The sequence below is a fragment of the Streptomyces cadmiisoli genome, assembly GCF_003261055.1.
Lineage (GTDB): Bacteria > Actinomycetota > Actinomycetes > Streptomycetales > Streptomycetaceae > Streptomyces > Streptomyces cadmiisoli.
The window spans coordinates 3694062-3706279 of the sequence record NZ_CP030073.1 but is presented as its reverse complement, the minus strand read 5'-3'; the positions used below and the strand labels follow the sequence as shown (position 1 = coordinate 3706279).

Below are 12218 nucleotides of genomic sequence, written 5' to 3'. Positions count from 1 at the left end.
CCTTGCCCGGGTCCGGCCACTCGGGAATCACATGTGCGCTCGGGGGAGACATGGCTGCCATCAAGTTTTTGATTTCTTTGTTCGCGCTGCCCATTGCCGTCGGTATCTCGGCCCTGATCATTCTTGTGTGCCTGGCCGGCGCCACCGCGGGACTGGTATTGGGGGTCCCCTTCATGGCCCTCGGAGCGGTTTTCGGCGCGAAGGGCGACGGCGGAATTTCCGAGTGGATAGGAAACTGCCTCAATTCAGCGGTCGGAGGCCCCGTCACCGTCTTTTCGACCATCTACGGGAACATCTGGGACTGACGCGGGCCGGCAGCGCGGCGCGGACGGGGCGGAGTGACGGCCCGGGGCGGCGCGATGGCTCGGGGCGGCCGAGGACCCCGGATTCCGGTGCACTCGGCCGCCCTGTCGGGTCACCGCGCGGGAACGCAGCGCGTCACGGTCGGTCAGCGCAGCGACCGCAGGCCGGTGCGCAGTTCGTCGACCATGTGTCCGGGCTGCTCCCAGGCGGCGAAGTGGCCGCCGGCGGGCAGGCGGTTGAAGTGGATCAGGTTCGGATACGCCTGCTCGGCCCAGCTCTTGGGGGCCCGGTACATCTCGTCGGGGAAGACGCTCGCGGCGACCGGGAGGGTGACGCCCCTGGCGCCGAAGAACGGGGTGGTGTTCTCCGCGTAGAGACGGGCCGCGGACACCGCGGTCTTCGTCAGCCAGAACAGCGTGATGTTGTCCAGCACGTCGTCACGCGTCAGGCCGCCCTCCTGGCCGGCGAAGGCCCGGGAGATCAGGTTCAGGCTCGCCGCGTCGTGGTCCAGCATGAACGCCGCCAGGCCCACCGGGGAGTCCACCAGCCCGGTCAGGGTCTGCGGACGCGACCCCATCAGGTAGGCGTAGTAGGCGTGCCGGTACATGAAGTCCAGCTGCTCGACGGCCGCCTTCTCCTCGTCGTTGGCGAGAACCACGTCGGACGGCAGCGGATCGCCCTTGATGATGGCCGCCTCGATGGCCGGCGGCACCACCTTCGGCATGTTGGTGTGGATACCCACCAGGCCCTCGGGCTGCTGCACACCCATCTCGTCGACCACGATCGCCCCCCAGTCACCGCCCTGCGCCGCGTACTTGGTGTACCCGAGGCGGTTCATCAGCTCGGCCCAGGCACGCGCGATGCGCTGCGGGCCCCAGCCGGTCGAGGAGGGCTTGCCCGAGAAGCCGTAGCCCGGCATCGACGGGATCACCACATGGAACGCGTCCGAGGCCGCACCGCCGTGGGCGGTGGGATCGGTCAGCGGCTCGACCAGCTTGAGCTGCTCGATGATCGACCCCGGCCAGCCGTGCGTGATGATCAGCGGCAGCGCGTCCTCGTGCTTGGAGCGGACATGGATGAAGTGGATGTCCAGGCCGTCGATCTCGGTGATGAAGTTGGGCAGCGCCTTGATCCGCGCCTCGATCCTGCGCCAGTCGTACTCGGTCGCCCAGTAGCGGGCGAGTTCCTGGACGGTGGCGAGCGTGGTGCCCTGCGACTCGTCTGAGACGGTCTCCTTCTCGGGGAACCGTGTGGCCTGGACACGGCGGCGCAGGTCGTCGAGTTCCGCGTCGGAGAACTCGAAGGTGAACGGACGGATCGTCGCCGCTGCGGGAGTGTCTGCCATGTGGGGGTCTCCTTGCCTACGCCGACGACTTCGGGCCGCCGGCTCGTCCACCCTGGACCGGACGGGTGCGCTTCGGTCCGGGCGGACCCCCGGCGTTCGTCCCGTGGCCGCACCCCGGGGACGGGACCGGGACCGGGGACGGGACCGGGTGTACCCAACTGTCATGGAACCCAAAAGGGAATAAGATCGCATTAGATTACCTAATGGGGCAGAAGGTTCGAATCCATGGTCATGCCCGCCACCGACGCGCGGATCGCACTGCGGGGCCGGGGCCAGGAGCTCGCGGCGCTCGACCGGGTGCTGGCCATGGCGCGGGCGGGCAACAGCGCGGTGCTCCTCCTGCGCGGTGAGGCGGGCATCGGCAAGACCGCGCTGCTCGACCACGCGGCCGGGCGGGCCACCGGGTTCCGTACCGTCCGCGTCGCGGGCGTCGAGTCGGAGATGGAGCTTCCGTTCGCGGGCCTCCACCAGCTCTGCGCGCCGCTGCTGAACCAAATCGACCGGCTGCCGGGGCCGCAGCGCGACGCGCTGTCCGTCGCCTTCGGACTGCGGGAGGGCGAGGCGCCCAACCGGTTCCTGGTGGGCCTGGCCGTGATCGGCCTGCTCGCCGGGGCCGCCGAGGAACGTCCGCTGGCCTGCCTCGTCGACGACGCGCAGTGGCTCGACGACGGGTCCCTGCAGGTGCTGGCCTTCGTCGCCCGGCGTCTGCTGGCCGACGCGGTGGCACTGATCTTCGCCGTGCGCGACGGCGACCACGGCCACCGGGTGCCGACGGGCCTGCCGGAGCTGATCGTCGAGGGCCTCAGCCCGCCCGACGCGCAGGCCCTGCTGGCCTCGGCCGTCCGCGTACCGCTCGACCCGGTCGTTCGGGACCGGATCGTGGCCGAGGCGCGCGGCAACCCGATGGTCCTGCTGCACCTGCCGCGCGCCCTCGCACCCGCCGACCTGGCGGGCGGCTTCTGGCTTCCCGGCGGCCACTCCGCGGCGGGCTGCGTGGAGGCCGCCTTCCACGAGCGGTTCCGGTCACTGCCGCCGGACAGCCGACTGCTGCTGCTGACCGCCGCGGCCGAGCCCACCGGGGACGCCGACCTGCTGTGGCGTGCGGCCGGAGAGCAGGGGATACCGGCGCACGCCGCGGCGCCCGCCGAGTCCGCGGGACTCGTGGAGTTCGGCACCCGCGTGCGGTTCCACCATCCCCTGGTGCGCTCGGCCATCTACCGCAGGACGGCCGCACCGGACCGCAGGGCCGCGCACCGGGCGCTGGCCGAGGCCACCGACTCCCGCCTCGACCCCGACCGCCGGGCCTGGCACCGCGCTCACGCCGCCGCCCGGCCCGACGAGGACGTGGCCGCCGACCTGGTGTGCTCGGCCGACCGCGCACGGGGCCGGGGCGGAGCCGCCGCGTCCGCCTCGTTCCTGAAAAGGGCGGCGGAGCTGACCCCGGACCCCGCCCGCCGCGTCAGCCGCGCACTGGCCGCCGCCCAGGCCCAGATCGACGCCGGGGCGGTCGACGAGGCGCACACCACGCTGGCAGCCGTCGAGGCCGACCCGCTCGACGACCTCCAGCGCGCCCGGCTGGAGCGGCTGCGCGCCCGGCTCGTCTTCGCCCGGCAGCGCGGCGGCGACGCGCCCCGACGGCTGCTCGACGCCGCGCACCGGCTGGCTCCCCTGGACGCGGCCCTCGCCCGCGACACCCTGCTGGAAGCGCTCGGCGCGGCCATCTTCGCCGGGCGGCTGAGCGAGGGCCCCGGCCTGCGGGAGATCGCCGAGGCCGCCCGCGCCGCACCGCCGCCACCCACGCCGCCGCGTGTGGTCGACACCCTGCTGGACGGCCTGACCGGCCGGATCGTCGACGGCCGCGCCGCCGGTGCCGACGGCCTCCGGCGCGCCCTGCGCACGGTCCGCGAGCAGGGCTGCGGCGGGCCGGAAGCGGACCGGGCCCGGCTGTGGCTGGCGTTCCGGGTGACCCCCGAACCGCTCGCCACCGAACTGTGGGACGACGACGCCTGGCACGAGCTGGCCACCGACGCCGTCCGCACCGCCCGCGCGGCCGGCGCGCTCGCCGTCCTGCCGACGGCGCTGACCTACCTGGCCTGTCTCGCCGTCCACACCGGCGACTTCGACACCGCGGCGGCCCTGATCGACGAGGCCACGGCGATCTCGGAGGCGACCGGCGGCACACCCATGATGTACACGTCCCTGGTCCTCGCCGCCTGGCGGGGACGCGAGGCCGAGGCACTGGACCTCATCCGCACCACCCGCGAGGAGGTGGCCGCACGCGGCGAGGGCCGCTCGCTCGCCCTCGCCGACTGCGCCACCGCACTGCTGTACAACGGCCTCGGCCGCTACGACGCCGCGCTCACCGCCGCTACGCGCGCGTGCCAGTACGAGGACCTCGGCCTCTTCGCCTGGGGCCTGGTCGAGCAGATCGAGGCCGCCGCCCGCACCGGACGGCCGGAGACCGCGGCGCCCGCGCTGGACGTGCTCACCGAACACACCCGCGCGAGCGGCACCGCCTGGGCCCTCGGCACGGAGGCCTGCTCGCGCGCCCTCCTCAGCGATGACGACCGCGCCGCCGAGGCCCTCTACCAGGAAGCAGTCGAGCATCTGGGCCACTGCCGTATCACCGTCCGGCTGGCCCGCGCCCGGCTGCTGTACGGCGAGTGGCTGCGCCGCCGGAACCGCCGTCAGGACAGCAGGGCCCAACTGCGGTCCGCGCACGAGACGTTCAGCCGCATCGGAGCGGAGGGCTTCGCCGAGCGCGCCCGCCGGGAACTGCTCGCGACCGGCGAGACCGTGCGCCCGCGGTCGACCGGCGTCAGCGGCGAACTCACCGGGCAGGAAACCCAGATCGCCCGGCTGGCCGCGGACGGCCACACCAACGCCGAGATCGGCGCCCAGCTGTTCATCAGCCCCCGCACCGTGGAGTGGCACCTCGGCAACGTCTTCGCCAAGCTCGGGGTCACCTCGCGCCGCCGGCTCCGCTCCGCGCTGACCCGGCCGGGACCGGGGGTGCCGGCGGGGTGAGCGACCACCCGAGGAGCCGGCTGCCCGCGTTACGGGCCGGACTCAGCTCCCCGCCCCTCCGGCCAGGAAGGCGCCCAGGCTGTCGAGGAGCATGGTGCTGCCCTGCTCGGCCATGTCGCGCTCCTCGGCGGTGTCGCAGCTCTGGTGGAGCACGATCCGCGTGCGCCCGTCCTCCGCGTCGAGTTCCAGGGTCATCGCCGCCGGAGCGGACTTGCCGGCCACGTCCATGCCGACCACCAGGCGGCGGTTCTCGGCGACGTCGAGATAGGAGCCGGTCAGCGGGAACTGTCCGCCGTCGGGCGTGACCATCGTGGCCTTCCACGCCCCGCCCGGCCGTACGTCCATCTCGACGGATCCGGGAGCGGCATAGGCCCACCGGGCGTACTGCTCGGGAGTGGTCCACGCCTGCCACACCCGCTCCGCGGGGGCGTCCAGCGTGCGGGTCAGCCGGTAGGAGAAGCCCTCGGCCGCGGGGTTCTGCTCGGTGCTCATGTTCCGTCTCCTCGACGCGTTCCGGTCGTGTCTGTCGTGTCTGTCGTGTCTGTCGTGTCGCAGTTGTAGACGGCTGCGGAGGCCAGGACTCATCGGTCCGGCGGCGATCGGCCGACGTGGTGGCGGCCCGGTCGTGGTGACCTGCGGAAATCCCGAACAGCTCGTCCTTGCCGGGTGGATGTGCGCGAGGTCGAGCACTGGCTAGAGTCGACTCGTCACCCTTGGTTGTGGGGACGGCCGGAGTGCCTCGGGGAGGGCAGGCAGCACATGGCCGAGCTGTTCGAAGCCATGGGGATGCAGGCGGTCACGACCCGGCGCTCGAACGACGGCGGCGTGGACGTCAAGGCGCTCGACCCGGCACTGATCCGGGGCGGCGAGATCGTCGTCCAGGTGAAGCGCTACCGCAACACGGTGCCCCCCACCGCCGTACGCGACCTGTACGGGACCGTGCAGGACGTCGGTGCCAACAAGGGCGTCCTGGTGACCACGTCCGGATTCGGTCCGGGCTCGCACACCTTCGCCAACGGGAAACCCCTGGAACTGATCTCGGGCGCCGAACTCGTCGACCTGCTGCACCGGCACGGGCTGCGCGGGCGGCTGGGCGGCGCCGGTCGGCAAGGCGCGACCCCCGCCCCACCGCCCTCCGACCCGTCGCTGCCCGACGACTACAACGTCCTCGGCATGTCGTGGACCGGAAGCGTCGCCCTGGACGTGTGCGCGCTCGTCTGCCGCGGCGGCCGCGTCCTCAGCGACGATCACTTCGTCTTCTTCAACAACACCCGGACACCGGACGGCTCCGTGAGCGCCCTGCCGGCCACCGCGCCCGACAAGGCGGCGATCTCCGTCTGCTTCGACGCGTTGCCGCCCGAGGCCGACCGCTTCGTCCTCGTGGCCGCCGTCGACCCGGCTGTCACCCCGGACGCCGACCTCTCCGGTTTCACGGACGCCCGCATCCGCCTCCTCGACCCGGCGATGACCGAACTGGGACAACTGGAGGTCTCCGACGGCCGCCCCCGCGAAACGGCCCTGGTGCTCGGCTCCTTCCGCCGCAGGCCGAACGGCGACTGGGACTTCGTCCTGGGCGGCAAGGGCTACACCGGCGGCCTCGAGCGGCTCGTACAGGATTTCGGCATCGAGGTGGAGTGACACGACGGGGCGGCGCCGCGCCGGCGAGGCGTCCGACACGACGAGAGCCCCCCGAGAGGCCGAGCTGAACGGACCGGTACGGCAGGGGGCGTCCGTTCGGCCGGTACTGCTTCCCGTGTCGCCGTTCACCGGTCCGACTGCCGTCCGTTATGCTCACTTTGCCTACAAAGGTCCCGATCTTCACGGAGGGCAGCACGGCGGGGATCAATCGCGAGCGCCTCGTCCGAACGCTGACGTTCTGGCTGCGGCCCGCCTTCGCGTTGCGCGTCATCAACCGGTTTCAGAAGATCGTGGGCTTCGACCGCTCCATGGCCCTGGCGTCCAGCGCCTTGACGGCGTTGGTCCCGCTCTCCATCCTCCTCGGCGCCGTCTTCGCGCACTACGACGCCGCGGAGCGGATCATCGGGCGCTACGGCCTCACCGGCGCGAGCGCCGCGGCGGTCGGCTCGCTGTTCTCCCCCGCCGAAGGGACCAGCGCGAGCGTGGGCATCTTCGGAATCGTGTTCCTGACGATCTCGGTGCTGAGTTTCGCGCGGGCCGCGCAGCGGCTCTTCGAGCAGGCATGGGAGCTCAAGCCCCTCAGTATGCGCAACACGCGCAACGGCCTGTGGTGGATCCTCACTCTCGGTGGCTACGGCGTGGTCAACGTGTTGCTCGACGCGCTCCTCGGCAAGGGCGCGCTGGGCGTGGCCGCGTTGCTGTGCGAGGTACCGGTGACCGCTGCATTCCTCGTCTGGAGCGGCTGGATCCTGTCGGCGAAGCGGATCAGCCGGCCGGACCTGCTTCCCTTCGGCGTCACCGGCGCCGTACTGACGGTGGCGTATTCGGTGGGTGCAAAGATCTACATGCCGCACCTCTTCAACGCCTCCGTCGCACGCTACGGGGTGGTCGGCGCCGTCTTCGCGATGATCTCCGCCCTGTTCGCCGCCATGCTCGTCCTCGTGGCATCGGCGGCACTGGGACGAGAAGTAGGCGACGAACTCGGCCGGATCCGTCAGGGCGACCGCCCTTCCGACCACGAGGTCCGCCGGCAGTGGGACAGCGTGGTCGAGCAGACCCGGTCACGGTGGCGTACGGCACGGGAGCAGGTCTCCCATCATCAGAGCAAGGGCTCGAACGACTGAGGGGCACGGCCGCCACCGCCGGACACGGGTACGGAATCGTCCGGACCCCTCGTGTGTTGAGGAGGGCGGGCAAAGGATGCCGGTGGCGTGAGCGCCGAGCGGCCCGAGTGAACGATCTGACAGGTAGAAGGAGGCAGTGATGGCTGCGCAGACGCAGAGGGCCGTGCTGGCGGGCGGTTGCTTCTGGGGGATGGAGGAGCTGATCCGCCGACTTCCGGGGGTGACGGCGACCCGGGTGGGATACACCGGGGGTGACGTGGCGAACGCGACCTACCGCAACCACGGCACGCACGCGGAGGCCATCGAGATCCACTTCGACCCCGCGAAGACCGACTACCGCGCGATCCTGGAGTTGTTCTTCCAGATCCACGACCCGAGCACGAAGAACCGCCAGGGCAACGACATAGGCCTCAGCTACCGCTCGGCGATCTACTACGTGGACGACGAGCAGAAGCGGATCGCGGAGGACACGATCGCGGACGTGGACGCCTCCGGCCTGTGGCCGGGCAAGGTCGTCACCGAGGTGGAGCCGGTCGGTCCCTTCTGGGAGGCCGAGGCCGAGCATCAAGACTACCTGCAGCGTTACCCGGCCGGTTACACCTGCCACTTCCCGCGCCCGGGATGGCGGCTGCCCGCCCGCGCCGACAGCTGACCGGGCGGCGGCCCGGCGGCCCGGCGGAACGCGGAGAACGACGGACGGCGACACATCGGGGACCCCGGCGGGCGGGCCGCGCACGCGGCACCGCGGGCGAGATCCGTCACCGTCCGTCGCGCAGCCGAAGCAGGTACGTCGCGGTCAGCGCGACGGCACGGTCCCCGTCGCGCGACAGCTCCACGAGGGCACGTGACGCCGTGGTCCCAGGGATGTCCGCGAGCGCCTGGGTGAGCCGTACGCGTGCCGGCGCTCGCGTGGTGTCGTGGGCGAGGCGGTCGACGAGCCCGGTGGCGATCCGATCCGCCGCCGCGGTGTCACTCGCCAGCGTGCTCAGCGCGTCGGCGGCGTCGGTGTCGTTCCGGCCCGCCACGATCATGTCGATGAGTGTCGGGACCGCGTCGGGCACGCCACGCGTCCCGAGCGCCAGGGCCGCATGGCCGCGGACCACGGCATCGGGGTGCGTGAGGGCGTCGCGCAGCCGGGCGGCGGCCTCACCACCGGGCAGCTCGGCCAGGGCCCGGACGGCACGCTCCCGCACCGCGGCCACCGGTGAACCGAGGCCCTCGGCGAGGAGCGGTGTGCCGTCGCCGTCCGAACGCGCCAGCGCCCATCGAAGGGCTCCGGCGACGTTCGGGTCCGTCTCCCTCAGGACCGCCTCGACCAGGGCCTCCACCGGCACCGCGACCTCGTCGGCCGAGGAGAGGGCGGCGCGCTGGCGCGCGGCGGCGCTCGTCGACCCCAGGGCCTGGAGGAACGCGACGACCTGGAGGACCTCCTCCCAGCCGGTGGGTTCCGCGGCGTCGATCCGGCGCAGCCGCTTGAGCAGTTCGGTCTCGGCCGCGATGCGTTCGCGCGTCTGACGGATCAGGTCGTCGACGAGCGCCGAGGGCGTGAAGCCGGGATCGTCGAGCGCGCGCCCGATCTCCCGCAGCGACAGCCCCAGCGACCGCAGGCTCTCGATGTGGAAGATCCGCCGGATGTCCTCGCCGGAGTACTCCCGGTAGCCGGAGCCGGTACGCCCCGAAGGCCGCAGCAGGCCGAGCGACTCGTAGTGCCTGAGCATGCGGGCACTGACCCCGGACCGCTGCGCCACCTCACCGATCAACACGTCCTATCGTCCCTCCCGGCCCGACCCGCCGAGGGCCACGACGCGCTTCGCCTCCTCGATCGCGAACTCGAATCCGGTCTCCGGGTCGCGCAGCAGCCGTTCCGTGGCGAGTGCGTGCATCCGTACGCGCGGGTCGGCGGCCGTCGTCGCCGCAGCGCGCAGCGCCGGCAGGACGACCTCGCCCAGCGCGACGAGCGCCCGGCTGAGACTCAGCTGCGTCTCCCGCTCACCGCGTCCGAGCTGCGTCACCAGCACCGCCGCCAGCCCGGACTCCTCGCCTTCCGGCACGAGCACGACCGCGGTCCGCCAGGCGCTCCGCGCCACCTCGTCGTCGGTGTCGGACAGGAGCGCCGGGGTGATCGCCGGCCACGCCCGCCGGTCCCCGATCTTGGACAGTGTGTGCAGCGCCTGGCTCCGTGCCTGAGCCCGCTCCGAGCGGACCTCGCGCAGCAGCTCGGGCAGCGTCACCGACACCGGGTGGCGGGTGAGCGCCCAGGTCAGCATGTCGCGGACGAAGAACTCCGGTTCGATCGCGCATCGCCCGACGAGCTTGTCGACGAAGCGCGGATCCGGCGTCGTGCCGACCGCCAGCGCCGCCCGCAGCCGCACCGACGAACGGCCGTCCTCCAGGCCCTGGAGAGCTCGTACCGCCTCCGCGTCCAGTCCCGTCATGGTCATCGAGACCACCTCCTCGGCAAGCAGTGAAAGCCTTGTCACCGTGTCAAGGTCAAAGGCCCACCGAGCGACTCCGCACCACCGACAGCGGCCCGACCGGCCGCGGTGTCCCCGGGTGCGCGGCGCCACGACCGGCTCGCGAGGAAGCGGCCGCGTTCGAAAATCAATGGCCGGCCGGGATCGGCCGCCCTCACGCTGTGCTCCATGGAAGAACCGCAACGAAGAATCCGCGCGCACTGCACGGCGTCCACGGTCACCGTCTACCAGGCGTACTCACCCGAGATCGGCACGCCCGCGGTTCACCAGGGCCGTTTCCCCGCCGGGTGGAAGCGGGATCGCATGACATGGGTCATCAAGCCGCTTTCATAGACCTCAACCGTGCTGTCGGCATGATCGTGAACGGCTGCCGGCGTGTTGCTGGTCAGGGCCGCAGGTGGGCGAGCAGTTCGTCACCGGCGGGGTATCGCTGTTCCTGGGGAAGCAGTTGTGCCGCGGAATCCAGATCGCCGCGATTGACGACTGTGCGGATTTCTCGGGCCAGTGGAGTCACGTCGCTGATGGACACGATCCACTCGTCCGCGTAGCGCGACGATGCCCCGCCCGAGAGTCCCAGTTGCAGCGAGCGGTGCGGCAGGGGGCGGAGGTGCAGGTCGCGTTCGGGGTCCCACTGGACACGGGCCGGTGCGCGCTTGAGGTCACGCTGCCAGGTGCCACGGTCGGGATGCAGGCCGCGAACGTAGCTCGACAGGCAGGCGTGGCGCAGCGCCCAGTCGAAGCCGTCGCGAGTGATCTCGACGGCAAGGACGGTCTCCTGCCCGGCACGGGTCCCCCAGTTGGAGCGGTACATCATCCACAGGAAGCTGGGTTTAATCCACGTCATGCGATCCCGCAGCCACGTGGAGGGAAAGCGGCCGTCGCGGACGGCGGGCACTCCGATTTCAGGGGTGTAAGCCTGGTAGACGGTGATCGTGGATGCCGTGTGGAGCGCGCGGATCTCGCGGTGCGGTTCTTCCATGGCGTACAGCGTGGGGTCGGCCAGCACAGGTGGCCACCGATTTTCGACTGCTGCTCGCTGCGAGGGAGTACGCCGTCCGACGACGGCTGCAGCACCGTGCGAGTTGCCAGTCCGGATGGCTCGCGAGTCCGCTGAGATGAGAGCTTCTGTGTGGTCAGTCGAATGCCACGACCAGGCGGACGCCGTCATCACCGAAGCGGTCTGCCAGGGCCTTCATCACGGCGAAGACATGTGGCCAGTGCGTTTCCGGTCCCAGGACGGCGCCAACGGTCAGTGGTTCGTATGCGCACATCAGTTCGTCGGTGGTCCACTCCATGCGTCCCGTCGCACTGCGCAAGTCCGCGGGCGGCGCACCTACCGCGGAAAGAGCTTCCAACGGCCAGGAATCGGGGACGAGTTGTTGATGCAGTGTCGACGGCAGCGATTTCGGGCGCCAGGTCAGCCGGCCGATGAAGTGATCAGGCGCGGTCGCGCGATCCATCGAAGCAAGCTCCGCCCAGCTGACCCAGGTCGCGCCGTACAGGTCACCCGCTGCAACCCAGGACCCCAACTGCGAACGCAACCCGCTCGACAGATCGCCGGGAAGGCCGCGGTCTGGTGCGAGCGGTTGAAACCCCGCGTGGTTGCGGACTCCGAAGAGACAGCCGAAGGCTGCGTAGTCGGTCTCGTCGTACAGCGGCCAGAGATCCATGGCGGCCACCCACGGCTCACCGTCGTAGTAGTCGGTGTCTACGCCGGGGTGACGAAACTCGATGCCGCCATGGATGTCTGTACTCACGATGCGGCACCGTAACAGCGCCGGTCTGGACAGGCACGCGTGTTTGTCGGCAGGCCAGCAACGGGGGCGGGACGTGTCCCCGTAATGCGTAGGATGCAGTCCTTGAAGCAGTTCAACGGCGGGCTCCCGTCCGAAGGTTCCGGGTCAGCCCAAGATCCGTCAAAGGGCGGATGGCCTCCATGCCCCGGCTCCCGTCAGGGCCAGTGCCCTGTACGGCCTCCCACGCCTCGAACAGTGAACCGACGGTCTCCCAACCAGGCCCAGGCAAGAAGTGGCACAGGTACGTCGGCTCGTCGATCTGGTACTCACGGAGTTCACCGACCCTCGCCTCTCCCTGCATGAGCCACCACGTGCTGATCACCCTGAGCCTCTCCCCGGTCTACGGCACCGAAAGCACGTCAGCGCCGTTCGGTTTCGCGCAAGCTTCGAGAATCACACCCTCCGTAGGGACGCAGAGGAGGGCGACTCTCCTCGACAGGGGTTGTGCGCAAGGCTTGACATGGATCATCAAGCAGCGTTCACAGAACTCTGCCTGTGTCCGGCCGCGAAG

At 71.1% G+C, this 12218-nt stretch carries 10 protein-coding genes and 2 pseudogenes; 6 read left to right on the top strand and 6 right to left on the bottom strand.

Annotated features, from left to right (window positions below):
• Window positions 1–50: 50 nt before the first annotated feature.
• A complete protein-coding gene (locus DN051_RS15675) occupies window positions 51–305 on the top strand; it encodes a hypothetical protein (RefSeq protein ID WP_053763841.1) in 255 nt (84 codons plus the stop codon).
• Between the two features lie 143 nt (window positions 306–448).
• On the opposite strand, the gene DN051_RS15670 is transcribed toward DN051_RS15675, so the two are convergent.
• Complete coding sequence (locus DN051_RS15670) at window positions 449–1648, bottom strand: epoxide hydrolase family protein (protein WP_112438934.1); 1200 nt, start codon at window positions 1646–1648, stop codon at window positions 449–451.
• A 225-nt stretch (window positions 1649–1873) separates the two neighbouring features.
• Here DN051_RS15670 and DN051_RS15665 point away from each other — a divergent pair, with 225 nt between their 5' ends.
• Entirely contained in the window at window positions 1874–4675 is a 2802-nt protein-coding gene (locus tag DN051_RS15665) for an ATP-binding protein (RefSeq protein ID WP_112438933.1), read from the top strand.
• A gap of 42 nt (window positions 4676–4717) precedes the next feature.
• Here DN051_RS15665 and DN051_RS15660 read toward each other — a convergent pair whose 3' ends face one another.
• On the bottom strand, window positions 4718–5167 hold the full coding sequence (locus DN051_RS15660) for an SRPBCC family protein (protein WP_053761715.1): 450 nt from the start codon (window positions 5165–5167) through the stop codon (window positions 4718–4720).
• A gap of 267 nt (window positions 5168–5434) precedes the next feature.
• Here DN051_RS15660 and DN051_RS15655 point away from each other — a divergent pair.
• The 3 genes and pseudogenes from DN051_RS15655 to msrA all read left to right on the top strand — a co-directional run.
• Window positions 5435–6313, top strand: a pseudogene (locus tag DN051_RS15655) (restriction endonuclease); the annotation flags it as partial.
• 158 nt (window positions 6314–6471) lie between these two features.
• Window positions 6472–7437, top strand: coding sequence for a YihY/virulence factor BrkB family protein (locus DN051_RS15650; protein WP_246041028.1), 966 nt, complete (start codon window positions 6472–6474; stop codon window positions 7435–7437).
• Between the two features lie 139 nt (window positions 7438–7576).
• Window positions 7577–8089 (top strand): peptide-methionine (S)-S-oxide reductase MsrA, encoded by a 513-nt coding sequence (gene msrA, locus DN051_RS15645; RefSeq protein WP_053761714.1) that lies wholly within the window; start codon window positions 7577–7579, stop codon window positions 8087–8089.
• Window positions 8090–8195: 106 nt separating this feature from the next.
• On the opposite strand, the gene DN051_RS15640 is transcribed toward msrA, so the two are convergent.
• Both DN051_RS15640 and DN051_RS15635 read right to left on the bottom strand, forming a co-directional pair.
• Complete coding sequence (locus DN051_RS15640) at window positions 8196–9200, bottom strand: MerR family transcriptional regulator (protein WP_112438932.1); 1005 nt, start codon at window positions 9198–9200, stop codon at window positions 8196–8198.
• A gap of 3 nt (window positions 9201–9203) precedes the next feature.
• The gene (locus DN051_RS15635) at window positions 9204–9878 is read right to left on the bottom strand and encodes a HEAT repeat domain-containing protein (protein WP_112438931.1); all 675 of its coding nucleotides are present in this window, start codon (window positions 9876–9878) and stop codon (window positions 9204–9206) included.
• Window positions 9879–10079: 201 nt separating this feature from the next.
• Here DN051_RS15635 and DN051_RS15630 point away from each other — a divergent pair.
• Window positions 10080–10235, top strand: a pseudogene (locus DN051_RS15630) (DUF4291 family protein); the annotation flags it as partial.
• A gap of 61 nt (window positions 10236–10296) precedes the next feature.
• Here the strand turns inward: DN051_RS15630 and DN051_RS15625 are convergent.
• Together DN051_RS15625 and DN051_RS45070 are read right to left on the bottom strand one after the other, a co-directional pair.
• Entirely contained in the window at window positions 10297–10890 is a 594-nt protein-coding gene (locus DN051_RS15625; protein ID WP_112442293.1) for a DUF4291 domain-containing protein, read from the bottom strand.
• A 154-nt stretch (window positions 10891–11044) separates the two neighbouring features.
• Entirely contained in the window at window positions 11045–11668 is a 624-nt protein-coding gene (locus DN051_RS45070) for a hypothetical protein (RefSeq protein WP_162624941.1), read from the bottom strand.
• Window positions 11669–12218: the final 550 nt, after the last annotated feature.

Bases quoted from the DNA above. Each gene is read 5' to 3' on its own strand.
- DN051_RS15675 (WP_053763841.1), top strand. From the start codon at position 51: ATGGCTGCCATCAAGTTTTTGATTTCTTTGTTCGCGCTGCCCATTGCC.
- DN051_RS15670 (WP_112438934.1), bottom strand. From the start codon at position 1,648: ATGGCAGACACTCCCGCAGCGGCGACGATCCGTCCGTTCACCTTCGAG.
- DN051_RS15665 (WP_112438933.1), top strand. From the start codon at position 1,874: ATGGTCATGCCCGCCACCGACGCGCGGATCGCACTGCGGGGCCGGGGC.
- DN051_RS15660 (WP_053761715.1), bottom strand. From the start codon at position 5,167: ATGAGCACCGAGCAGAACCCCGCGGCCGAGGGCTTCTCCTACCGGCTG.
- msrA (WP_053761714.1), top strand. From the start codon at position 7,577: ATGGCTGCGCAGACGCAGAGGGCCGTGCTGGCGGGCGGTTGCTTCTGG.
- DN051_RS15635 (WP_112438931.1), bottom strand. From the start codon at position 9,878: ATGACCATGACGGGACTGGACGCGGAGGCGGTACGAGCTCTCCAGGGC.
- DN051_RS15625 (WP_112442293.1), bottom strand. From the start codon at position 10,890: ATGGAAGAACCGCACCGCGAGATCCGCGCGCTCCACACGGCATCCACG.